34 protein-coding genes are annotated in these 19,907 nt (G+C 48.1%); 1 reads left to right on the plus strand and 33 read right to left on the minus strand.

Going from position 1 to position 19,907, the window contains the following annotated elements; all coding sequences use genetic code 11:
* Positions 1–194: 194 nt before the first annotated feature.
* The 33 genes from rplQ to rpsL all read right to left on the minus strand — a co-directional run bounded on the left by rplQ (position 195) and on the right by rpsL (position 18,335).
* Positions 195–701 carry a 50S ribosomal protein L17 gene (rplQ, locus tag FW767_RS09865; protein WP_121699812.1) on the minus strand — a complete coding sequence of 169 codons (507 nt, stop codon included), beginning with the start codon at positions 699–701 and terminating at the stop codon, positions 195–197.
* 6 nt (positions 702–707) lie between these two features.
* Positions 708–1,700: a DNA-directed RNA polymerase subunit alpha gene (locus FW767_RS09870; protein ID WP_121699813.1), complete on the minus strand. Its 993-nt coding sequence runs from the start codon at positions 1,698–1,700 to the stop codon at positions 708–710.
* A gap of 20 nt (positions 1,701–1,720) precedes the next feature.
* Positions 1,721–2,326, minus strand: a complete 606-nt coding sequence (gene rpsD / locus FW767_RS09875; protein WP_121699814.1) for a 30S ribosomal protein S4 — start codon at positions 2,324–2,326, stop codon at positions 1,721–1,723.
* A gap of 168 nt (positions 2,327–2,494) precedes the next feature.
* Entirely contained in the window at positions 2,495–2,884 is a 390-nt protein-coding gene (gene rpsK, locus FW767_RS09880) for a 30S ribosomal protein S11 (RefSeq protein WP_121699815.1), read from the minus strand.
* Between the two features lie 9 nt (positions 2,885–2,893).
* Complete coding sequence (gene rpsM / locus FW767_RS09885; protein WP_121699816.1) at positions 2,894–3,274, minus strand: 30S ribosomal protein S13; 381 nt, start codon at positions 3,272–3,274, stop codon at positions 2,894–2,896.
* 36 nt (positions 3,275–3,310) lie between these two features.
* Positions 3,311–3,427 carry a type B 50S ribosomal protein L36 gene (ykgO, locus tag FW767_RS09890; RefSeq protein WP_068961805.1) on the minus strand — a complete coding sequence of 39 codons (117 nt, stop codon included), beginning with the start codon at positions 3,425–3,427 and terminating at the stop codon, positions 3,311–3,313.
* Positions 3,428–3,444: 17 nt separating this feature from the next.
* The gene (gene infA, locus FW767_RS09895) at positions 3,445–3,663 is read right to left on the minus strand and encodes a translation initiation factor IF-1 (RefSeq protein WP_121699817.1); all 219 of its coding nucleotides are present in this window, start codon (positions 3,661–3,663) and stop codon (positions 3,445–3,447) included.
* A gap of 9 nt (positions 3,664–3,672) precedes the next feature.
* Positions 3,673–4,455 (minus strand): type I methionyl aminopeptidase, encoded by a 783-nt coding sequence (gene map, locus FW767_RS09900; protein WP_121699818.1) that lies wholly within the window; start codon positions 4,453–4,455, stop codon positions 3,673–3,675.
* A gap of 34 nt (positions 4,456–4,489) precedes the next feature.
* Positions 4,490–5,833: a preprotein translocase subunit SecY gene (gene secY / locus FW767_RS09905; protein ID WP_121699862.1), complete on the minus strand. Its 1,344-nt coding sequence runs from the start codon at positions 5,831–5,833 to the stop codon at positions 4,490–4,492.
* A 5-nt stretch (positions 5,834–5,838) separates the two neighbouring features.
* Positions 5,839–6,285, minus strand: coding sequence for a 50S ribosomal protein L15 (gene rplO / locus FW767_RS09910; RefSeq protein WP_121699819.1), 447 nt, complete (start codon positions 6,283–6,285; stop codon positions 5,839–5,841).
* Positions 6,286–6,301: 16 nt separating this feature from the next.
* Positions 6,302–6,481: a 50S ribosomal protein L30 gene (gene rpmD / locus FW767_RS09915; protein ID WP_121699820.1), complete on the minus strand. Its 180-nt coding sequence runs from the start codon at positions 6,479–6,481 to the stop codon at positions 6,302–6,304.
* A 13-nt stretch (positions 6,482–6,494) separates the two neighbouring features.
* Positions 6,495–7,013, minus strand: coding sequence for a 30S ribosomal protein S5 (rpsE, locus tag FW767_RS09920; RefSeq protein WP_148464033.1), 519 nt, complete (start codon positions 7,011–7,013; stop codon positions 6,495–6,497).
* A gap of 5 nt (positions 7,014–7,018) precedes the next feature.
* Positions 7,019–7,360, minus strand: a complete 342-nt coding sequence (gene rplR, locus FW767_RS09925) for a 50S ribosomal protein L18 (RefSeq protein WP_121699822.1) — start codon at positions 7,358–7,360, stop codon at positions 7,019–7,021.
* Positions 7,361–7,377: 17 nt separating this feature from the next.
* Positions 7,378–7,932: a 50S ribosomal protein L6 gene (gene rplF, locus FW767_RS09930; RefSeq protein WP_121699823.1), complete on the minus strand. Its 555-nt coding sequence runs from the start codon at positions 7,930–7,932 to the stop codon at positions 7,378–7,380.
* Between the two features lie 20 nt (positions 7,933–7,952).
* Positions 7,953–8,351 carry a 30S ribosomal protein S8 gene (gene rpsH, locus FW767_RS09935; RefSeq protein ID WP_121699824.1) on the minus strand — a complete coding sequence of 133 codons (399 nt, stop codon included), beginning with the start codon at positions 8,349–8,351 and terminating at the stop codon, positions 7,953–7,955.
* Between the two features lie 76 nt (positions 8,352–8,427).
* Entirely contained in the window at positions 8,428–8,697 is a 270-nt protein-coding gene (gene rpsN, locus FW767_RS09940; RefSeq protein WP_121699825.1) for a 30S ribosomal protein S14, read from the minus strand.
* A 9-nt stretch (positions 8,698–8,706) separates the two neighbouring features.
* The gene (rplE, locus tag FW767_RS09945; RefSeq protein WP_121699826.1) at positions 8,707–9,258 is read right to left on the minus strand and encodes a 50S ribosomal protein L5; all 552 of its coding nucleotides are present in this window, start codon (positions 9,256–9,258) and stop codon (positions 8,707–8,709) included.
* Entirely contained in the window at positions 9,258–9,578 is a 321-nt protein-coding gene (rplX, locus tag FW767_RS09950) for a 50S ribosomal protein L24 (protein WP_121699827.1), read from the minus strand. The genes rplE and rplX overlap by 1 nt, the downstream gene beginning before the upstream one ends.
* Positions 9,579–9,603: 25 nt before the next feature.
* Positions 9,604–9,969, minus strand: a complete 366-nt coding sequence (rplN, locus tag FW767_RS09955) for a 50S ribosomal protein L14 (RefSeq protein WP_121699828.1) — start codon at positions 9,967–9,969, stop codon at positions 9,604–9,606.
* Positions 9,970–9,971: 2 nt separating this feature from the next.
* Complete coding sequence (gene rpsQ / locus FW767_RS09960; protein WP_121699829.1) at positions 9,972–10,232, minus strand: 30S ribosomal protein S17; 261 nt, start codon at positions 10,230–10,232, stop codon at positions 9,972–9,974.
* A 9-nt stretch (positions 10,233–10,241) separates the two neighbouring features.
* On the minus strand, positions 10,242–10,439 hold the full coding sequence (gene rpmC / locus FW767_RS09965) for a 50S ribosomal protein L29 (RefSeq protein WP_121699830.1): 198 nt from the start codon (positions 10,437–10,439) through the stop codon (positions 10,242–10,244).
* Between the two features lie 6 nt (positions 10,440–10,445).
* A complete protein-coding gene (gene rplP / locus FW767_RS09970) occupies positions 10,446–10,877 on the minus strand; it encodes a 50S ribosomal protein L16 (RefSeq protein WP_121699831.1) in 432 nt (143 codons plus the stop codon).
* A gap of 20 nt (positions 10,878–10,897) precedes the next feature.
* Positions 10,898–11,629, minus strand: a complete 732-nt coding sequence (gene rpsC, locus FW767_RS09975) for a 30S ribosomal protein S3 (protein ID WP_121699832.1) — start codon at positions 11,627–11,629, stop codon at positions 10,898–10,900.
* Between the two features lie 3 nt (positions 11,630–11,632).
* Positions 11,633–12,040 (minus strand): 50S ribosomal protein L22, encoded by a 408-nt coding sequence (rplV, locus tag FW767_RS09980; protein WP_121699833.1) that lies wholly within the window; start codon positions 12,038–12,040, stop codon positions 11,633–11,635.
* Between the two features lie 49 nt (positions 12,041–12,089).
* Positions 12,090–12,359, minus strand: a complete 270-nt coding sequence (gene rpsS / locus FW767_RS09985) for a 30S ribosomal protein S19 (RefSeq protein ID WP_009318503.1) — start codon at positions 12,357–12,359, stop codon at positions 12,090–12,092.
* Positions 12,360–12,378: 19 nt separating this feature from the next.
* Complete coding sequence (gene rplB, locus FW767_RS09990; RefSeq protein ID WP_121699834.1) at positions 12,379–13,206, minus strand: 50S ribosomal protein L2; 828 nt, start codon at positions 13,204–13,206, stop codon at positions 12,379–12,381.
* A gap of 5 nt (positions 13,207–13,211) precedes the next feature.
* Positions 13,212–13,502 (minus strand): 50S ribosomal protein L23, encoded by a 291-nt coding sequence (gene rplW / locus FW767_RS09995; protein WP_121699835.1) that lies wholly within the window; start codon positions 13,500–13,502, stop codon positions 13,212–13,214.
* A 19-nt stretch (positions 13,503–13,521) separates the two neighbouring features.
* Complete coding sequence (gene rplD, locus FW767_RS10000; protein ID WP_121699836.1) at positions 13,522–14,142, minus strand: 50S ribosomal protein L4; 621 nt, start codon at positions 14,140–14,142, stop codon at positions 13,522–13,524.
* On the minus strand, positions 14,142–14,759 hold the full coding sequence (gene rplC, locus FW767_RS10005; RefSeq protein WP_121699837.1) for a 50S ribosomal protein L3: 618 nt from the start codon (positions 14,757–14,759) through the stop codon (positions 14,142–14,144). Before rplC ends, rplD begins: the two co-directional genes overlap by 1 nt.
* Before the next feature lie 44 nt (positions 14,760–14,803).
* Positions 14,804–15,109 carry a 30S ribosomal protein S10 gene (gene rpsJ, locus FW767_RS10010; protein WP_121699838.1) on the minus strand — a complete coding sequence of 102 codons (306 nt, stop codon included), beginning with the start codon at positions 15,107–15,109 and terminating at the stop codon, positions 14,804–14,806.
* A gap of 18 nt (positions 15,110–15,127) precedes the next feature.
* On the minus strand, positions 15,128–17,254 hold the full coding sequence (fusA, locus tag FW767_RS10015; protein WP_121699839.1) for an elongation factor G: 2,127 nt from the start codon (positions 17,252–17,254) through the stop codon (positions 15,128–15,130).
* Between the two features lie 31 nt (positions 17,255–17,285).
* Positions 17,286–17,762, minus strand: coding sequence for a 30S ribosomal protein S7 (gene rpsG / locus FW767_RS10020; protein ID WP_121699840.1), 477 nt, complete (start codon positions 17,760–17,762; stop codon positions 17,286–17,288).
* A gap of 168 nt (positions 17,763–17,930) precedes the next feature.
* On the minus strand, positions 17,931–18,335 hold the full coding sequence (gene rpsL / locus FW767_RS10025; protein ID WP_121699841.1) for a 30S ribosomal protein S12: 405 nt from the start codon (positions 18,333–18,335) through the stop codon (positions 17,931–17,933).
* Positions 18,336–18,712: 377 nt separating this feature from the next.
* Between rpsL and FW767_RS10030 the strand changes: the two genes are divergently transcribed.
* The gene (locus tag FW767_RS10030) at positions 18,713–19,894 is read left to right on the plus strand and encodes a putative sugar nucleotidyl transferase (RefSeq protein ID WP_121699863.1); all 1,182 of its coding nucleotides are present in this window, start codon (positions 18,713–18,715) and stop codon (positions 19,892–19,894) included.
* Positions 19,895–19,907 lie beyond the last annotated feature (13 nt).

Below are 19,907 nucleotides of genomic sequence, written 5' to 3' on the forward strand. Positions count from 1 at the left end.
TCTGCTGCTGTCCGCTCTTGGGGGCGGTTTAGGCCGCCCCCGCCGCTTGGGCATCCCCTCGCCAGAAGGAGAGAGGAGAATGACTAATGCCCATCTCAAAGTTTTGCACTTCGATTTGGAATCTTCAGAATAATAAAAAAATCGCCGTCCCGGGAAGGGGCAGCGATTTTTCATTATAAGATGTGTTCTGAAAATTATTCAGCGGCAGGAGCTTCGGCTTCGGGAGCTGCATTGTCGGCAACAGGAGCCTGTTCAGGAGCGGCAGCAGCCTTGTCAGCAGCGCTCTTGCGCGAGCGGCGAGTGCGGGTAGCTTTCTTAGCTGTAGTGTCCTTAAGCATGTTCTCGTTGTAGTCAACCAACTCAATGAAGCAGGTCTTGGCATTGTCACCAAGACGGTTTCCGGTTTTAAGTATGCGGGTGTAGCCACCGTTGCGGTCGGCAATCTTCTGCGCAACTTCGCGGAAAAGCTCAGTGACAGCATACTTGTTCTGAAGATGGCTGAATACCAAGCGGCGGTTGGGAGTGTTATCCTCTTTGGCGCGGTTGATCAGGGGCTCGGCATACATGCGGAGAGCTTTAGCCTTGGCAAGCGTAGTGAAAATGCGCTTGTGCATGATGAGGGAAACAGTCATGTTAGCGAGCAAGGCATCGCGGTGAGCCTTTTTGCGACCAAGATGGTTAAATTTTTTATTGTGTCTCATCGTTTATTACTCTTTATCTAATTTATATTTTGAAATGTCCATTCCGAACGACAGGTTAAGATTGGCGAGGAGCTCATCAAGCTCCGTGAGCGATTTCTTACCGAAGTTACGGAATTTCAAGAGGTCGGTCTTGTTGAAGACCACGAGTTCGCCAAGGGTTTCCACTTCAGCGCTCTTCAAGCAGTTAAGAGCACGGACCGAGAGGTCCATGTCCACGAGCTTCGACTTAAGCAACTGACGCATGCGGAGAACTTCTTCATCAAACTCTTCGTTGCTGTCAGTCTCGGTTGTCTCGAGAGTTATCTTCTCATCGGAGAATAGCATGAAGTGATAAATCAGTATCTTCGCAGCCTCTTTAAGGGCGTCTTTGGGAAGTATAGAACCGTTGGTAGTGATCTCAATAATCAATTTTTCGTAGTCGGTCTTTTGGTCAACACGGAAGTTTTCAACCGTATACTTCACATTTTTGATTGGAGTATAGATCGAGTCAATAGCGATAACATCGATCGCATCGGCGGGAGAGCTGTTTTCTTCAGCGGGGACCCAACCGCGTCCTTTGTTTATAGTGATGTCGAGCTGAAAACTTGCACCGGGATCCAAATGACAAATGACTTGGTCGGGATTGAGAACCTCGAATCCGCTAAGCGCCTTGCCAATGTCACCGGCCTTGAACACCTCCTGACCTGACACCGTGATTGTAGCCTTTTCGTTTTCGGTATCTTCGACAATCTGCTTGAGGTCAACTTTCTTCAGGTTGAGGATGATGTTTGTGACATCTTCTTTCACACCGGGAATAGTGTCAAACTCATGCTTCACGCCATCGATGCGGATTGAAGATATGGCGTATCCTTCAAGAGAGGAGAGGAGAATGCGTCGCAGCGCATTGCCCACAGTTATGCCATATCCGGGCTCCAATGGCTTGAACTCGAACTTACCGAAGAAATTATCGGCTTCCAACATGACGACTTTGTCAGGTTTCTGAAATGCTAAAATAGCCATGGATCTACGTTTTAAAATGATTATTTAGAATACAACTCGACGATCAACTGCTCCTTGATGTTTTCAGGAATATCTTCGCGAGTGGGAACGTGGAGGAACTTGCCGGCCTTCTGAGCCTCGTCCCATTCGATCCACGGATACTTGCTGTGGTTGAAACCAGCGAGAGCATCAGCTATCACCTCGAGCGACTTAGAGCGCTCACGCACACCGATAACGTCGCCGGGCAGTACGTGATAAGAGGCGATATTTACTACATCACCGTTGACAGTGATGTGACGATGGAGCACCAGCTGACGTGCGGCCGCACGAGTGGGAGCGATGCCCAAACGGTAAACCACGTTGTCAAGGCGTGCCTCGAGAAGCTGAAGCAGCACCTCACCAGTGATGCCTTTAGTGCGAGAAGCACGAACGAACAGGTTATGGAACTGTTTTTCGAGCACACCGTAGGTGTATTTAGCCTTTTGTTTTTCGCGGAGCTGTACGCCGTACTCAGAAGACTTACGGCGTTTGTTAACGCCATGCTGTCCCGGAGGATAGTTTTTACGCGAGAGAACTTTGTCAGCGCCGAAGATAGGCTCGCCAAATTTGCGGGCAATCTTAGTTTTTGGTCCGGTATATCTTGCCATTATAATAATCTTAATTAGGGTTTTGACTATGGGTCGTCATCTTAGTGCAGCCGCGACCACAGAGAGGTGATAAAAATTGTGGTCTATTCACATTCAATGCCGCTTCACAGTCAAGAGCCTCGGTTGATATATGTTCGTGAAAGTAATTAATGATGATAAAATCCCGACTTATACGCGACGACGCTTGGGAGGACGACAACCATTGTGGGGCAGCGGAGTAACGTCAACGATTTCGGTAACTTCGATGCCGGCACCGTGTATGGTACGAATAGCTGATTCGCGACCGTTACCGGGACCCTTTACATAAGCCTTTACTTTACGGAGACCAAGGTCGTAAGCGACCTTAGCGCAATCCTGCGCTGCCATCTGAGCAGCGTAAGGGGTATTTTTCTTTGAGCCACGGAAGCCCATCTTACCGGCGCTTGACCAAGAGATCACCTGACCTTCAGAGTTGGCTAAGCACACGATAATGTTGTTGAAAGATGAGTGAACATGCAGCTGACCGTTAGCGTCAACCTTGACATTTCTCTTCTTTGCTGCGACTGTCTTTTTTGCCATATTAATTTATTATTTTGTAGCTTTCTTCTTGTTAGCGACTGTTTTCTTGCGGCCTTTGCGTGTACGGGCGTTGTTTTTTGTGCTCTGTCCACGTACGGGCAAACCGATACGGTGACGTATACCACGGTAGCAACCAATGTCCATAAGACGCTTGATATTGAGCTGGATCTCGCTACGGAGATCGCCCTCTACCTTATGGTCACGTCCGATAACCTCACGCACGGCGGCAGCCTGAGCGTCGGTCCAGTCTTTTACTTTGATATTTTTATCAACTCCGGCTTTCTCAAGGATAGAGTTAGCGGCGCTACGTCCGATGCCGAATATATAAGTCAAGGCGATTTCACCTCTTTTATTTTGGGGGAGATCCACTCCCACGATTCTAACTGCCATATTGATTGACTAAATTTTCTGCAAAAATAACAAAAATTATCCTTGACGCTGTTTATACTTTGGATTTTTCTTATTGATCACATACAAGCGACCCTTGCGACGCACGATTTTGCTGTCGGGAGTGCGCTTTTTAATTGAGGCTCTTACTTTCATATCTATGGTTGTTTTTATTATTTATATCTAAACGCAATTCTGCCTTTGGACAAGTCGTAGGGAGACATCTCGACACGAACTTTATCACCGGGTAGGATGCGGATGTAGTGCATGCGCATCTTTCCTGATATGTGGGCCGTAATTTCATGCCCGTTTTCCAATTCGACGCGAAACATCGCGTTACTTAATGCCTCGACGATAGTACCGTCTTGTTCTATTGCAGCCTGTTTTGCCATATAATAAATTTAAATTGCTTTGTCGCCTAATGCCTGTTCAATGTAGTCGAACGTTGTTAAAATCTCTGTTTCGCCATTAATCACGGCCACCGTATGCTCGAAATGGGCCGATGGCTGACGGTCACGGGTGCGGCACTGCCATCCGTCTTTTTCGATGACAATGTTGCGTTTTCCCAAGTTTACCATGGGCTCAATGGCTATGCACATGCCGTTTTTAATGATTGGTCCAGCTCCTTTACGTCCGTAATTCGGGACTTCAGGGTCCTCATGCATGGATCGGCCTATGCCGTGGCCACACATCTCACGGACTATAGAGTAGCCATGACGCTCGCAAAATGACTGGATGGCATTTGATATGTCGCCTATGCGATTACCGTCTTTGCATGCGGCTATACCGCGGTACAAAGATTCTTTAGTCACTTTAAGGAGCTGCATGACTTCGGAAGCCACGTCGCCTACGGGGAATGTGTAGCATTGGTCGCCGTTGTAACCGTTGAGTTCCACTACACAATCCAATCCGATTATGTCGCCCTCACGCAGTGCGTAATTGGAAGGGAATCCATGGACGACAACCTCGTTTACCTCAATACACAGAGTTCCGGGAAACCCTCCGTAACCAAGACAGGCGGGCTTACCACCGTTGTCGAGAATAAATTCACGGGCAATGGTGTCGAGCTTATGTGTAGTAACCCCGGGAGCCACCCACTTGGCGACTTCGCCAAGTGTGCGGCTTACGAGTTTAGAAGCCTCGCGCATCAAGATTATTTCTTCAGATGTCTTGAGATATATCATTATTGACGATTTCCAGCTTGTTTATTCAACTTTATCAATAAGCACTACCGGTTGTGCGGCCCTTAATCTTACCGTTCTTCATCAGCCCGTCGTAGTGGTGCATCATGAGATGAGACTCGATCTGCTGAAGAGTGTCGAGCACAACACCCACGAGGATGAGCAACGAAGTACCACCGAAGAACTGGGCGAAGTTCTGGCTGACGCCAAACAGACGCGCAAACGCAGGCATAACAGCCACAATGCCCAAGAAAAGAGATCCGGGCAATGTGATGCGCGACATGATCGAGTCAAGATACTCCACAGTCTTCTTTCCGGGTTTGACACCGGGGATGAATCCGTTGTTGCGTTTCATGTCTTCAGCCATCTGTGCAGGGCGCACGGTGATAGCGGTATAGAAGTATGTGAACGCTACGATGAGGATGAAGTAGGTAATATTGTAAGCTAATCCGTTAATATCGGAGAATTTTGCAAAAATGCTGTTTTCGCGGGCTCCGAAACCGGCAAGGGTGATGGGTATAAACATTATTGCCTGAGCAAAGATGATAGGCATCACACCTGCGGCATTAACTTTCAGGGGTATGTATTGGCGTGCGCCGCCATACTGCTTGTTGCCGACAATGCGCTTTGCATATTGCACGGGTACTTTACGCGTACCCTGCACAAGCAATACGGCGCCTACCGTAACGGCGAATAGCAGAACGAGCTCGACGATAAACATGACAAGGCCACCTTCTGAGCCGGTTGAACCGGGAAGACGGCTTACAAATTCATAGTAGAGCGACTGGGGCAGACGGGCGATAATACCCACCAAGATGATGAAAGAGATACCGTTGCCAATACCACGATCGGTAATGCGCTCGCCGAGCCACATGATGAACATGGATCCAGCAGCCAGAATGACCGAGAGATAAAGTACAGTCCAAAATCCCATTACTGCATGGCCACCTGCGCTGTTAACCTGTACCTGAAGGTTTATAAGGTATGCGGGGCCCTGAAGCATCAGGATAATCACGGTAAGATAACGAGTGTACTGGTTCAGTTTCTGACGACCGCTTTCACCTTCGCGCTGCATCTTCTGGAATGAAGGGAGGACCATGCCGAGAAGCTGTATCACGATGGATGCCGTGATATATGGCATGATACCGAGTGCAAAGATAGAGGCTTGCGAGAAAGCGCCGCCCGAGAACATATCAAGGAGCTGCATCAAGCCGCTGCCGGCAGTAAAATTGGCCAGCGCGTCAAGATCGTCGGGATGTATACCCGGAAGCACCACGTAACATCCCAGTCGATATACGAATACCAACAGGAATGTCACGAGGAGACGCTTGCGGAGCTCTTCGATTGTCCAAATGTTTTTAAGGGTTTGAACAAATCTCATTATCATTAAACTTTAGCGATTGAACCACCGGCAGCCTCGATAGCCTTCTGAGCGGCTTCAGAGAATGCGTTGGCTTCAACAGCGATTGCACGAGTGATAGTGCCGGAAGCAAGAATCTTCACCAGCTGATTGCGCGAGATGAAACCGGCAGCACGAAGTTCTTCGATGCCGACCTTCTCGAGGCCTTTAGCTGCGGCGAGAGTCTCAAGATCGCCGATGTTGATGGCTTTGTATTCAACACGGTTGAAGTTCTTGAAACCGAATTTAGGAAGACGACGCTGCAAAGGCATCTGACCACCCTCGAAGCCCACCTTGCGGCTGTAGCCCGAACGGGATTTAGCACCCTTGTGACCACGAGTTGAAGTACCGCCTTTACCAGAACCTGCACCGCGACCGATGCGGGTCTTCTTTGTATTGGATCCTACGGCAGGATGAATTGTATTTAATTCCATAACTGTAAGCCTTGAATTATGCGTTGGTCACTTCAACGAGGTGACGAACACGGTTAACCATACCCATCACGCTGGGAGTGTCTTCTTTGACAACCGAGTGATGCATTTTCTTCAAGCCGAGAGCATCCAAGGTGAGTTTCTGAACCTTGGGAGCGTTGATGCGGCTCTTTATCTGAGTGATTTTAATTTTTGCCATTTTTCAAGTCGAATTAACCGTTATATACTTTTTCGAGTGATATACCACGATTTTGAGCTACTTGAAGCGGGCTTCTCATTTCGCCGAGGGCCTCTATTGTAGCCTTCACAAGGTTGTGGGGGTTGGAAGAGCCCTTAGACTTTGCAAGGACGTCGGTTATACCCACGCTCTCAAGCACGGCACGCATAGCACCACCGGCCTTAACACCGGTACCGTGGGATGCGGGCTTGAGGATAACGCGAGAGCCGCCGAACTTCGCTTCCTGTTCGTGAGGGATAGTGCCTTTGTGAACGGGCACGCGGATAAGATTTTTCTTAGCCGCTTCCACACCCTTGGCGATAGCCGCGGTAACTTCATTAGCTTTACCGAGTCCCCATCCTACTATGCCGTCTTCGTTACCTACAACGACGATAGCGGCGAAAGTAAAGGTGCGACCACCCTTAGTAACCTTGGTAACACGGTTTATAGCCACAAGGCGGTCCTTCAATTCGAGATCGTTGGTCGATTTTACTCTGTTATTCTTATTTGCCATGATTCTTAAAATTTAAGTCCGCCTTCGCGAGCTGCGTCAGCCAATGATTTTACTCGGCCATGGAAAAGATAGCCGTTACGGTCAAACACGACCTCGGTTATGCCTGCGGCGAGAGCCTTTTCGGCAATGGCCTTTCCGACTTTGGCAGCCACCTCAGTCTTGGTGCCTCCTTCGAGGCCCTTCGATGAAGTTGCAACAAGAGTCTTGCCTTCGAGATCGTCAACAAGCTGTACATAGATCTGCTTGTTGCTACGGAACACCGTCATGCGAGGACGAGAAGCGGTGCCTGACACTTTACCACGGATACGTGTCTTGATTTTATTTCTTCTTTGTATCTTTGATATCATGATTCTGTCTTCTTTAATTATTTAGCACCTGCCGACTTACCCGACTTACGACGGATAACCTCGCCGACAAACTTGATACCTTTACCCTTGTAGGGCTCGGGCTTGCGGAGCGAACGTATCTTGGCGCACACCTGACCGAGGAGCTGCTTGTCATCGCTCTCAAGAATGATGAGCGGGTTTTTGTTACGTTCGGTCTTAGCCTCTACCTTAATCTCTTTGGGCAACTTGATGAATATAGCGTGAGAGAAGCCGAGAGCAAGTTCAAGAACCTGACCTTCTGAAGTGGCGCGATAACCGACACCTACCAACTCCATCTCCTTGCGGTAACCCTGCGACACACCAACCACCATATTGTGGATAAGTGCGCGATACAGACCGTGCTGTGCACGATGCTCGCGGTCATCGGAAGGACGAGTCAAAGTCACATGACCGTCTTCGACATTCACTGTCAAATCGGGATTTATTTTTTGCGAGAGTTCACCCTTGGGGCCTTTTACGGTAACTTCGTCACCTTTAACGGTCACGGTTACGCCGGCAGGTATTTCAATGGGAGCTTTACCTATTCTTGACATTGTTATTTCCTCCTATTAAATTAGTATACATAACACAATACCTCACCACCGACTTTGAGTTCGCGAGCCTTTTTGTTGGTCATCACGCCTTTCGAAGTCGAAAGTATGGCAATACCTAAACCGTTTAACACTCTCGGCATATCTTTGTAACCGGTGTACTGACGAAGACCGGGACGAGATACACGCTTAAGATTTTTGATAGCGTTAACCTTGTCAACGGGGTCGTACTTCAAGGCGATCTTGATAGTACCGGCTGGGTTTTCACCCTCTACAAACTTGTAGTTAAGAATGTAGCCTTGTTCAAAAAGAATCTTGGTGATCTCTTTTTTCAAGTTTGAGGCAGGGATCTCCACAACTCTGTGCTGAGCTTTGATGGCATTCCTCAATCTTGTTAAATAATCTGCTATTGGATCAGTCATTTTATTGATTTGTTTAAATTGATTCGGGATTATCCGAACAATATTTAATACTCACTTATAATATCGGTCCCGTAAATTACCAGCTTGCTTTCTTTACACCGGGAATAAGGCCTGCCGATGCCATTTCACGGAACTGTATACGTGAAATACCGAACTGGCGCATATAACCTTTAGGACGGCCAGTGATGCTGCAACGGTTGTGCAGACGCACTGAAGAAGCATTTTTGGGAAGTTTCTGGAGGCCTTCGTAGTCGCCGGCAGCTTTGAGGGCAGCCTTTTTAGCGGCGTATTTAGCTACGAGTTTGGCTCTCTTCACTTCACGAGCCTTCATTGATTCTTTAGCCATAGTATAATCTTAGTTTTTAGCGTTCTTGAACGGGAGTCCGAAGTGTTTCAACAATGCATATCCTTCTTCGTCAGTCTTTGCAGATGTAACGAAAGTGATATTCATACCCATCATCTTAGAAATAGAATCGATGTTTATTTCGGGGAAGATGATCTGCTCGGTGATACCGAGAGTATAGTTACCGCGTCCGTCAAGCTTGCCTTCAATACCTTTGAAGTCGCGTATACGGGGCAAAGCCACACGGATAAGGCGCTCCAAGAACTCGTACATTCTCTCGCGACGCAGAGTAACGCGTGCTCCGATGGGGTTCTTTTTACGCACCTTGAAGTTAGAAATGTCTTTCTTAGACAAGGTAGCTACGGCTTTCTGGCCAGTAATAGCAGTAAGCTCGTTGATAGCGGTCTCGATGATCTTCTTGTCCTGAGTGGCCGCACCCAGACCCTGATTGATGACAATCTTCTCAAGGCGGGGCACCTGCATAACGGTTGTATAGTTAAATTCTTTTTCAAGAGCGGGGACAATGCGCTCCTTGTAATCATTCTTAAGAGTGGCTGTGCTCATTACTTAATCTCCTCTCCTGATTTTTTAGAATAACGTACTGATTTACCCTCCTCGTTTTTACGACGAGCCACACGACAGGGCTTGCCTGTCTTAGGGTCGAGAAGCGCGAGGTTGGAAATGTGCACCGGAGCTTCGATCTTTATGATGCCGCCCTGCGGATGCTTAGCATTTGGCTTGGTACTCTTGGATACCATGTTGATACCTTCAACGATAGCGCGACACTTGGATACCTGCACGGAGAGCACGCGGCCAGTCTTGCCGCGGTCATCACCGGCGAGCACATATACGTTGTCGCCCTTTTTAATATTTAATTTGCTCATTGTGGTTTACTTCTTTTACTATGGATTAAAGTACTTCAGGGGCAAGTGAAACAATCTTCATGTTGGTGGCGCGAAGTTCACGGGCCACGGGGCCGAAGATACGTGTTCCGCGGAGTTCACCGGCATTGTTGAGCAACACGCAAGCGTTGTCATCAAAGCGGATGTAAGAACCGTCGGCACGACGCACCTCTTTTTTAGTGCGCACTACCACTGCCTTAGATACAGTACCCTTCTTTACGTCTGAGGAGGGGATGACGTTCTTTACCGACACTACGATAATGTCACCCACCGAAGCGTAACGACGACCTGTACCGCCAAGAACATGGATGCAAAGGGCTTCCTTGGCACCACTGTTGTCTGCAACAGTTAAACGGGATTCTGTCTGTATCATAATTATTTAACTTTTTCGATTATTTCTACCAATCTCCATCTTTTGGTTTTGCTCAAAGGACGGGTTTCCATCAGGCGCACTGTATCGCCTACGCTGCACTCGTTGTTTTCATCATGAGCGTGATACTTCTTTGTCTTGTTGACAAATTTACCGTAGATGGGGTGTTTTTCTTTCCATTTCACCATTACAGTGATGGTTTTGTCACCCTTGTTGGACGATACAACCCCAATGCGCTCTTTTCTTAAGTTTCTCTTTTCTTCCATTTCTTGGGATTATTTATTGTTAAGTTCACGCTGACGCAACTCAGTCTTCATGCGTGCAATCATTTTACGGTCACGTGTAATGGCTGCAGGATTATCAATGGGAGAAATTGCGTGATTGATCTTCATCTGAAGATAATCTTTTTGAGCTTGTTCAAGACGATCCTTGAGGTCCTGAGTGCCGAGTTCCTTTATTTCTTCTTTCTTCATAATCTTTTACACGTTTTGAGTTGGGTCATAATCGCGACGCACAATAAACTTGGTGGTCACGGGGAGCTTCTGGGCTGCAAGGCGGAGAGCTTCCTTAGCTACATCGAAAGGCACACCCTCAAGCTCGATCAGTATACGTCCGGGAGTAACGGGCGCAACGAAACCTTCGGGATTACCTTTACCTTTACCCATACGCACTTCGGCAGGCTTCTTAGTGATGGGCTTGTCGGGGAATATGCGGATCCATACCTGACCCTGACGCTGCATGTAGCGGGTCACGGCGATACGTGCGGCCTCAATCTGACGGCCGGTGATCCACTTTGATTCCAAAGTCTTGATGCCAAACGAACCGAAAGCGAGCTGATTGCCACGCTGGGCATTGCCCTTCATACGGCCCTTTTGTTGACGGCGGAATTTAGTTTTCTTAGGTTGTAACATTGTTGTGTTGATTCAATTCGTTAACGATTGTTTTTGGGCTTGCGGAAACGATTGCCACGGGGCGCTCCGTTGTTGCCTCCGCGACTTTCCTTGCCAGAGTTTGCGAATACGGGAGCAAGCTCGCGCTTGCCGTATACCTCACCGCGGCAAATCCAAACCTTCACACCTACCACACCTACCTTGGTGTGTGCTTCCACTAAAGCGTAGTCGATATCGGCGCGAAGTGTGTGGAGCGGTGTACGACCCTCCTTAAACATTTCGCTTCGGGCCATTTCGGCGCCGTTAAGACGGCCGCTGACCTGCACCTTGATACCTTCGGCACCGCTGCGCATAGTGCTCTGGACAGCCATTTTCACAGCACGGCGGTAAGCGATCTTACCTTCTATCTGACGGGCTATGTTGGCCGCTACGATCTGAGCGTCAAGCTCGGGACGTTTTACCTCGAAGATGTTGATCTGAACATCCTTGTCGGTAATCTTCATAAGCTCTTTCTTGAGCTTGTCCACATCGGCACCGCCTTTACCGATAATAAGACCGGGACGCGAAGTGCAGATAGTGATGGTGATGAGCTTGAGTGTACGCTCGATAACGATGCGCGATACACTTGATTTGGCGAGACGGACTTCAAGATATTTGCGGAGCTTTGCATCCTCGAGCAAATTATCGCCGTACTTTTTGCCACCATACCAGTTAGAGTCCCAACCACGGATGACACCTAAACGGTTGCTTATTGGATTAACTTTCTGTCCCATCTCTTATTCTTTAGTAGATTTATCAATTGTGTCTACAAACAATGTCACATGATTGGCACGTTTGCGAATTCTGTAACCACGACCTTGGGGGGCCGGACGGAGACGCTTGAGCATGGGAGCGGGTCCCACAAAGATTGTGCTTATATAAAGCTCGCCGTTTTCGGCTTTGCGCTCGTTTTTGGCTTCCCAGTTGGCGATAGCTGAACGCAGGCATTTTTCCAAACGCGCTGCAGCTTCTTTATTTGAGAATTTAAGGATACCCAGCGCGCGGAACACTTCCTTGCCACGTATCATGTCGACTACCAAACGCATCTTGCGAGGCGACGAGGGCACGTCGAGAAGCTTGGCAAAAGCCTGCGACTTCTTGGCTTCCTTAATCAATTCGGCTGATTGTCTTTTTCTTACACCCATTGTATTTAATTTCTTTTTTTGTCAAAAATTTTTATATCAATGGCCCAATTTATTTTTTCTTATTGCCGCCGTGTCCACGGAAGTTACGAGTGGGGGCAAATTCGCCCAACTTGTGACCTACCATATTTTCGGTGACATAAACGGGAATAAACTTATTACCATTGTGCACTGCAAAAGTGTGTCCTACAAAGTCAGGAGAAATCATTGAAGCGCGGCTCCAAGTCTTTATGACTGATTTCTTGCCGCTTTCCTCCATGGCCGACACTTTCTTCTCCAGCTTCACGCTGATATATGGGCCTTTTTTTAATGAACGACTCATAGTTACTTAATTAATCAGATTACTTTTTTCTTCTTTCAATAATGTACTTTGAAGAATGCTTCTTCGGTGCACGTGTCTTGAGACCCTTTGAGTACAATCCCTTGCGTGAGCGCGGATGGCCTCCAGAGGCGCGTCCTTCACCACCACCCATGGGGTGATCCACAGGGTTCATAACGACGCCGCGGTTGCGCGGACGACGACCGAGCCAACGTGAGCGTCCGGCCTTACCTGAACGCTCGAGAGAGTGTTCGCTGTTGCCTACGACGCCGATAGTTGCCTTGCAAGCCGAGAGCACTTTACGGGTTTCACCCGAAGGTAATTTGATAATTGCGTAATCTCCTTCGCGCGACACAAGCTGAGCGAATGTGCCGGCCGAACGAGCCATGAACGCTCCCTGTCCGGGACGCAACTCGATGTTGTGGATAACGGTACCTACGGGTATAGCGTTCAGCGGAAGGGCATTGCCCAACTCTGGAGCTACATCAGGACCGCTCACAACAGTCGCGCCCACTTCAAGGCCATTGGGTGCAATTATGTAAGCCTTTGCTCCGTCTACGTAGTAAAGAAGAGCGATACGGGCCGAACGGTTAGGATCGTACTCGATCGATTTTACTACTGCGGGTACACCGTCTTTGTTTCTCTTAAAGTCTATCACACGGTATTTGCGTTTGTGACCACCGCCAAGGTAACGAGAGGTCAGGTGGCCTTCGGAGTTACGTCCTCCGCTTGACTTTTTACCGACTGTAAGAGATTTCTCTGGCGTCCGGGCAGTGATCGTACCTTTGAACACGCCAATAACTTTGTGTCTTTGCCCCGGTGTTGTGGGCTTGAATTTTCTTACTGCCATTTCTGTTATATATTGCTATAGAAGTCGATAGTTTCACCATCAGCTACAGTGATGATGGCTTTCTTGTAGTCAGATGTGCCTCCTTTGATGATGCCGCTACGGGTGTAACGCGACTTGTTTTTGCCGCGTACAATCATAGTGTTGACTCTAACAACGTGTACGCCATAGAGCTTCTCAACCATGTCTTGGATCTGAAACTTGTTGGCCTCGGGAGAAACACGGAAAGTGTAGCGATTACGCTTTTCGGTAAGCATAGTCGCTTTTTCAGTTACGATAGGTGTTATTTGAAATTCCATTTCTATATCCTCCTGTGTATTATATGTTGTTAATTACATCAAGGCTACCTTCGGTCAAGATGATAGCTTTATTATTGAGCAAAGCATAAGTGTTTACATCGCAAGCACTTATTATTTTTGCTCCGGGCACATTTCGAGCCGACAAAAATACATTTTTATTTTGGTCCTTCAAAATCAGAAGGATTTTTTCGTCTGCAACTTTAAGATTTTTAGTAAAATTTACAAAATCTTTAGTTTTCGGGGCCTCGAAAGTGAAGTCTTCAACAACGATTATCTGGTTGTCCTGCGCCTTGTAGGTCAGTGCCGAACGACGGGCGAGGGCCTTGAGTTTTTTGTTGAGTTTGAAGCGATAGTCACGGGGACGGGGACCGAATACGCGTCCACCGCCTACGAGTACGGGCGAGTTGATGTCACCGATACGGCTACCGCCGCCACCCTTCTGCTTGTGGAGCTTGCGGGTAGAACCGGACACTTCACTTCTTTCCTTGGACTTGTGAGTACCCTGACGCTGATTGGCGAGATACTGCTTCACATCGAGATAAACGGCTTGCTCGTTAGCTTCGATTGCAAACACCTCGTCGTTAAGCTGAGCCTTACGGCCGGTGTCTTCTCCTTTTATATTATAAATTGCGAGTTCCATTATTTCTCAATTAATAAGATTGAACCTTTAGATCCGGGGACCGAACCCTTTATCATCAGCAGATTGTGTTCGGGGATCACTTTGATCACCTGAAGGTTTTGCACTGTGACGCGCTCGTTGCCCATCTGACCGGCCATGCGCATACCCTTGAATACTTTTGCGGGATACGAGCAGGCACCGATTGAACCGGGCTTGCGAAGACGATTGTGCTGACCATGGGTAGCCTGACCTACACCGCCGAAGCCGTGACGCTTCACAACACCTTGGTAACCTTTACCTTTGGAGGTGCCGACGATGTCGACAAAGTCGCTTTCAGAGAAGAAGTCCACGGCGATAGTATCACCGAGATTGTACTCTCCTTCAAATCCTTTGAACTCGGCCAAGTGTCGCTTGGGAGTCACTCCGGCCTTTTTGAAATGGCCCTGCATCGGACAAGTGGTGTGCTTCTCCTTCTTGTCCTCGAAACCGAGCTGAAGGGCTGCATAACCATCGTTCTCAACAGTCTTTACTTGAGTAACTACACAAGGACCAACTTCGATAACAGTGCACGGTATGTTCTTACCGTCGGCACTGAAAACGGATGTCATTCCGATTTTCTTTCCTAATAATCCTGGCATTTCTCTTGATTGTTAAAATGTTGACTTTTATTAAACTTAAAATCTTATACTTTGACTTCAACCTGCACACCGCTGGGAAGCTCGAGCTTCATCAGTGCGTCCACAGTCTTGGCGCTTGAATTGTAGATATCGATCAGGCGCTTGAACGAAGAGAGCTGAAACTGCTCGCGCGACTTCTTGTTGACGAAAGTCGAACGATTGACAGTGAAGATGCGCTTGTGGGTGGGCAGAGGTATAGGACCGCTTATCACCGCACCTGTAGCCTTTACAGTCTTTACAATCTTCTCGGCCGACTTGTCGAGCAAGTTGTGATCGTAAGATTTTAGCTTGATTCTGATTTTTTGGTTCATATCTTTTTGTATAAAATATTATTTCAATAAATCCACACGGCCTTGGCACTCGGTGAGCACGTTCTTGGCGATCGAGCTGCTTACCTCGGCATAGTGAGAGAACGTCATGGTGCTTGTGGCACGTCCTGAAGTGATTGTGCGGAGTGCGGTAACATAACCGAACATCTCGGCAAGAGGAGCCTTGGCTTTTACCACACGGGCACCGCTGCGGCTTGTCTCCATACCTTCAACCTGACCGCGACGCTTGTTAAGGTCACCGATCACGTCACCCATGCTCTCCTCGGGAGTAACCACTTCAATCTTCATAATCGGCTCAAGAAGCACGGGATTGGCTTTTTCAGAAGCTTTCTTGAATGCCTGTATAGCGCAAAGCTCAAACGAAAGCTGATCGGAGTCAACCGGGTGGAACGAACCGTCGATAAGAGTGACCTTGAGGTGTTCTACGGGGAAGCCGGCAAGAACACCGTTCTTCATAGCGGCTTGGAAACCTTTCTGGATAGAGGGAATAAATTCCTTGGGAATGTTACCGCCCTTAACCTCGTCTACAAACTGAAGATTGCCTTCGAAGCCTTCGTCAACGGGCTCTACGCGTACAATGATGTCGGCAAATTTACCACGACCACCGGTCTGCTTCTTGAATACTTCACGAAGTTCGACAGGCTTGGTGATAGCTTCCTTGTAAGTAACCTGAGGACGACCTTGATTACACTCTACCTTGAACTCACGACGCAGACGGTCGATGATTATATCAAGATGAAGCTCACCCATACCGGATATAACGGTCTGACCGGTCTCTTCATTAGTCTCTACACGGAAAGTAGGATCCTCCTCGGCGAGTTTCTGAAGACCCACTCCGAGTTTGTCAAGGTCTTTCTGAGTTTTGGGCTCTACCGCGATACCGATTACAGGATCGGGGAACTCCATTGCCTCGAGTACGATAGGAGCATCCTCGGCACAAAGAGTATCACCGGTACGGATATCCTTAAAACCTACTCCGGCACCTATATCGCCGCAACCGATCTCTTCTTTCGGGTTCTGCTTGTTGGAGTGCATCTGGAAAAGACGCGATATACGCTCTTTCTTTCCTGAACGGCTGTTAAACACATAGCTTCCTGCGGGGATAGCACCCGAATAAACGCGGAAGAAGCACAGACGTCCTACATAGGGGTCAGTAGCGATCTTGAACGCGAGGGCACACATCGGCGACTCGAAGTTGGGCTCACGAGTAAGCACTTCGTCAGGATTGCCTACGGCATGGCCTTCAACAGCACCAGAGTCAACAGGGCTGGGAAGATAAGCGCAGACAGAGTCAAGCAGACACTGAACGCCCTTGTTCTTGAACGAGCTACCGCATATCATCGGCACAACCGACATAGAAAGAGTGGCGGCACGCAAAGCCTTGCGTATCTCGTCCTCGGTGATAGTAGCGGGATCGTCAAAATATTTAGCCATGAGATCGTCGTCAAATTCAGCGATCTTTTCAAGCATTTTGTCGCGCCATTCCTCAGCCTCGGCAAGGAGGTTGGCAGGTATCTCTTCTACGGTGTAATCGGCACCCATAGTCTCGTCATGCCAATAGATGGCCTTCATGGTCACGAGGTCAATGACACCCTTGAATGTCTCTTCAGCCCCGATAGGAACCTGAATAGGACAAGGGTTAGCACCAAGTATCTCCTTAAGCTGGCGCACAACCTCAAAGAAGTTGGCACCCGAACGGTCCATTTTGTTTACGTAACCGATACGGGGAACATTGTACTTATCAGCCTGACGCCATACGGTCTCTGACTGGGGTTCAACACCGCCCACGGCGCAGAACGTAGCCACAGCACCGTCAAGCACACGCAGTGAACGCTCGACCTCAACAGTGAAGTCAACGTGTCCCGGAGTGTCTATCAGGTTGATTTTGTACTTCTCGCCGACATAGTTCCAGAAAGTGGTGGTAGCGGCCGAAGTGATTGTAATACCGCGTTCCTGCTCCTGCTCCATCCAGTCCATAGTAGCGGCGCCGTCATGCACCTCTCCGATCTTGTGAGTAAGACCGGTATAGAACAGGATACGCTCCGATGTGGTAGTCTTACCGGCATCGATGTGAGCCATAATTCCGATATTACGGGTATATTTTAAAAGTTCGTCTTTGGTTGCCATTATCGAAATGATATTAGTGAATCATATTTAATTAGAAACGGAAGTGAGCAAATGCGCGGTTGGCTTCGGCCATCTTATGCATGTCCTCCTTGCGCTTGAATGCGCCTCCCTGCTCGTTATATGCGTCTACAATTTCAGCTGCGAGTTTGTCGGCCATAGTCTTGCCGCCGCGCTTACGTGCATAGATAATAAGATTTTTCATTGAAATCGACTCTTTGCGGTCGGGACGTATCTCGGTAGGTACTTGGAATGTAGCACCACCTACACGACGTGATTTCACCTCCACCTGAGGAGTCACGTTTTCGAGAGCCTTCTTCCAGATTTCGAGGGCTGTCTTCTCTTCATTAGGCAACTTCGACTTCACAGTCTCGAGCGCCGAATAAAATATAGTATAAGAGGTATTTTTTTTGCCGTCATACATCAGATGATTGACGAACTTTGACACTCTTACGTCATGAAAAACGGGATCAGGCAATACGACCCGCTTTTTAGGCTTTGCTTTTCTCATTTTGTTTTTAAAATTGGCGTTTTTGGTTGCTTGGCTGCTTTTTAATCTTCAACTCGGCTCTCTCGCCTCGTTTACTCAACCTAAATTGCTGTCCAATAAATCAAAAACGAAGTTGTAATTAACTGGGTTTTGTTTATCTCCTGCAAGAATTTCGGCTATAGGTCAAAATTACTTCTTGCCTTTTGCCGCGGGTGCTGCTCCCGGTTTCGGACGTTTTGCTCCATATTTCGAGCGACGCTGTGTACGATCCTTCACTCCGCTCGTATCAAGAGTACCGCGCACAATGTGATAACGCACACCGGGAAGGTCTTTTACACGACCGCCACGAACGAGTACGATAGAGTGCTCCTGAAGGTTATGACCTTCACCGGGTATATAGGAGTTAACCTCCTTACCGTTGGTCAGTCTCACACGGGCTACTTTACGCATTGCAGAGTTAGGCTTCTTGGGAGTAGTGGTATAAACTCTCACACACACACCACGACGCTGGGGACAGCTGTCAAGTGCCGGAGATTTACTCTTATCCTCAAGAGCTACACGTCCTTTTCTTACTAATTGCTGAATTGTAGGCATCTTAGTTCTTGTTTTTACTTTAAAGTTATTATCGTTTAAATTGTCTTCTTTACGTAGAGCTACGCGCCGCTATCGAGCTGAAATTCAATTTCATAGACAGCAATGCACGCATACAGCGCTCAAAAACTTCGCAAAGTTACTCACTAAATCGCTATTTTCCAAATATTTCCGTTCTAAAAAATTAGTATTTGGCTTTTTAAACCCTTAATTGTTCAACTGAAACGGGATTTTACATAATTTTAACACTTTTCAAGACCTTTAATATCTTTTAACCACATCTCAACCGTTTTATTCGCTCTTTTCTTCGCGCTCAACGCGTTTTTCGCTATTTTTGCAGCTCTTCACATTTCATCTAAAACAAAAAAGACAAAATGCCCATGGCACGCAACATCATCCTATACGACGATCCCGAATTAAGAGAAAACCTGCTCCCGATAACATTTACCCGCCCGATAGCCGACATACGCTTCGGCATATTCACCATACGCCGCAAGTGGCAACGCGCGTTTCCCGGCGACTACTCATACCTTACGGCCGACTATCTGCAGCCCAAATATCCGGCGCACGAAGTCAACACCCTCGACGACTTCTACATCGCCGGCAATATATGCCCCAACCCCTCGCTGATTAAAGCCATTGAAAAACTCCCATCCGGAGCCGCTCTTACTTGCAAAGGTGTCACTCTGGCACGACACGGCAAAAATACCGATACCGTTGTCGAAATCGACGAAATGCCCCTTGCAGTCAACTCACTCACTGACATATTCATGCTCAACGAGCAGGCTCTCATTGACGACTATATGACAATAGCCCGTACTGCTACATCCGCCCCATTAAGCAAAACCTGCACACTCATAGGCGACCCGTGTTTCCCCGACGGCACACCAAAGATATTCATCCACCCCGAAGCCACGGTCGAGGCCGCGACGCTCAACGTCACCAAAGGACCCATATACGTAGGTCCCAATGCAGAGATAATGGAAGGCACCTGTGTACGCGGCCCTCTTGCCCTGTGCGAGCACTCATATATAAATATGGGTTCAAAAATATACGGAGCCACTACCATCGGTCCGTATTGCAAAGTAGGCGGCGAAATCAACAATGTGGTCATGATAGGCTACAGCAACAAAGGCCATGATGGCTTCCTCGGCAATGCGGTCATAGGCGAATGGTGCAATCTCGGCGCAAACTGCGTGGCGTCCAACCTCAAAAACGACTACTCGGAAATTAAGCTGTGGAATTATCCGGCTCACCGCTTCCTACGTACAGGCCTGCAATTCTGCGGGCTGATCATGGGCGACCACACCAAAGCCGGCATCAACACAATGTTCAACACAGCCACCGTGGTAGGCGTAGGATGCAACATCCACGGCTCCGGATTCCCGCGCAATTTCGTGGCCTCTTTCAGCGAAGGCGGAGCCTCGGGCTTCAGCGATGTATCACTTAATAAATTCTTTGATATAGCACGTCGCGTCATGGCGCGCCGGCATGTCGAGCTCACCGACATAGACATCGACATATTCAACTCAATCTATGCCATAGCGGAGACGTATAAATAATAATGTCCCGCCG

The sequence above is a fragment of the Heminiphilus faecis genome (assembly GCF_008728965.1).
Classification (GTDB): Bacteria; Bacteroidota; Bacteroidia; order Bacteroidales; family Muribaculaceae; genus Muribaculum; species Muribaculum faecis.

Bases quoted from the DNA above. Each gene is read 5' to 3' on its own strand.
- rplP (WP_121699831.1), bottom strand. From the start codon at position 10,877: ATGTTACAACCTAAGAAAACTAAATTCCGCCGTCAACAAAAGGGCCGT.
- rpsK (WP_121699815.1), bottom strand. From the start codon at position 2,884: ATGGCAAAAAAGACAGTCGCAGCAAAGAAGAGAAATGTCAAGGTTGAC.
- rpsE (WP_148464033.1), bottom strand. From the start codon at position 7,013: ATGGCAAATAAGAATAACAGAGTAAAATCGACCAACGATCTCGAATTG.
- rpsL (WP_121699841.1), bottom strand. From the start codon at position 18,335: ATGCCTACAATTCAGCAATTAGTAAGAAAAGGACGTGTAGCTCTTGAG.
- FW767_RS09870 (WP_121699813.1), bottom strand. From the start codon at position 1,700: ATGGCTATTTTAGCATTTCAGAAACCTGACAAAGTCGTCATGTTGGAA.
- FW767_RS10030 (WP_121699863.1), top strand. From the start codon at position 18,713: ATGGCACGCAACATCATCCTATACGACGATCCCGAATTAAGAGAAAAC.
- fusA (WP_121699839.1), bottom strand. From the start codon at position 17,254: ATGGCAACCAAAGACGAACTTTTAAAATATACCCGTAATATCGGAATT.
- secY (WP_121699862.1), bottom strand. From the start codon at position 5,833: ATGAGATTTGTTCAAACCCTTAAAAACATTTGGACAATCGAAGAGCTC.
- rplR (WP_121699822.1), bottom strand. From the start codon at position 7,360: ATGATATCAAAGATACAAAGAAGAAATAAAATCAAGACACGTATCCGT.
- rplN (WP_121699828.1), bottom strand. From the start codon at position 9,969: ATGATACAGACAGAATCCCGTTTAACTGTTGCAGACAACAGTGGTGCC.
- rplO (WP_121699819.1), bottom strand. From the start codon at position 6,285: ATGGAATTAAATACAATTCATCCTGCCGTAGGATCCAATACAAAGAAG.
- rpmC (WP_121699830.1), bottom strand. From the start codon at position 10,439: ATGAAGAAAGAAGAAATAAAGGAACTCGGCACTCAGGACCTCAAGGAT.
- rpsN (WP_121699825.1), bottom strand. From the start codon at position 8,697: ATGGCTAAAGAATCAATGAAGGCTCGTGAAGTGAAGAGAGCCAAACTC.
- rpmD (WP_121699820.1), bottom strand. From the start codon at position 6,481: ATGGCAAAAATTAAAATCACTCAGATAAAGAGCCGCATCAACGCTCCC.
- rpsS (WP_009318503.1), bottom strand. From the start codon at position 12,359: ATGAGTCGTTCATTAAAAAAAGGCCCATATATCAGCGTGAAGCTGGAG.
- rplC (WP_121699837.1), bottom strand. From the start codon at position 14,759: ATGCCAGGATTATTAGGAAAGAAAATCGGAATGACATCCGTTTTCAGT.
- rpsC (WP_121699832.1), bottom strand. From the start codon at position 11,629: ATGGGACAGAAAGTTAATCCAATAAGCAACCGTTTAGGTGTCATCCGT.
- ykgO (WP_068961805.1), bottom strand. From the start codon at position 3,427: ATGAAAGTAAGAGCCTCAATTAAAAAGCGCACTCCCGACAGCAAAATC.
- map (WP_121699818.1), bottom strand. From the start codon at position 4,455: ATGATATATCTCAAGACATCTGAAGAAATAATCTTGATGCGCGAGGCT.
- rplQ (WP_121699812.1), bottom strand. From the start codon at position 701: ATGAGACACAATAAAAAATTTAACCATCTTGGTCGCAAAAAGGCTCAC.
- rpsQ (WP_121699829.1), bottom strand. From the start codon at position 10,232: ATGGAAGAAAAGAGAAACTTAAGAAAAGAGCGCATTGGGGTTGTATCG.
- rpsJ (WP_121699838.1), bottom strand. From the start codon at position 15,109: ATGAACCAAAAAATCAGAATCAAGCTAAAATCTTACGATCACAACTTG.
- rplX (WP_121699827.1), bottom strand. From the start codon at position 9,578: ATGAGCAAATTAAATATTAAAAAGGGCGACAACGTATATGTGCTCGCC.
- rpsG (WP_121699840.1), bottom strand. From the start codon at position 17,762: ATGAGAAAAGCAAAGCCTAAAAAGCGGGTCGTATTGCCTGATCCCGTT.
- rplD (WP_121699836.1), bottom strand. From the start codon at position 14,142: ATGGAACTCGCAATTTATAATATAAAAGGAGAAGACACCGGCCGTAAG.
- rplF (WP_121699823.1), bottom strand. From the start codon at position 7,932: ATGTCAAGAATAGGTAAAGCTCCCATTGAAATACCTGCCGGCGTAACC.
- rplB (WP_121699834.1), bottom strand. From the start codon at position 13,206: ATGGCAGTAAGAAAATTCAAGCCCACAACACCGGGGCAAAGACACAAA.
- rpsD (WP_121699814.1), bottom strand. From the start codon at position 2,326: ATGGCAAGATATACCGGACCAAAAACTAAGATTGCCCGCAAATTTGGC.
- rplV (WP_121699833.1), bottom strand. From the start codon at position 12,040: ATGGGTGTAAGAAAAAGACAATCAGCCGAATTGATTAAGGAAGCCAAG.
- rplE (WP_121699826.1), bottom strand. From the start codon at position 9,258: ATGAGCACAGCCACTCTTAAGAATGATTACAAGGAGCGCATTGTCCCC.
- infA (WP_121699817.1), bottom strand. From the start codon at position 3,663: ATGGCAAAACAGGCTGCAATAGAACAAGACGGTACTATCGTCGAGGCA.
- rplW (WP_121699835.1), bottom strand. From the start codon at position 13,502: ATGGAATTTCAAATAACACCTATCGTAACTGAAAAAGCGACTATGCTT.
- rpsH (WP_121699824.1), bottom strand. From the start codon at position 8,351: ATGACTGATCCAATAGCAGATTATTTAACAAGATTGAGGAATGCCATC.
- rpsM (WP_121699816.1), bottom strand. From the start codon at position 3,274: ATGGCAGTTAGAATCGTGGGAGTGGATCTCCCCCAAAATAAAAGAGGT.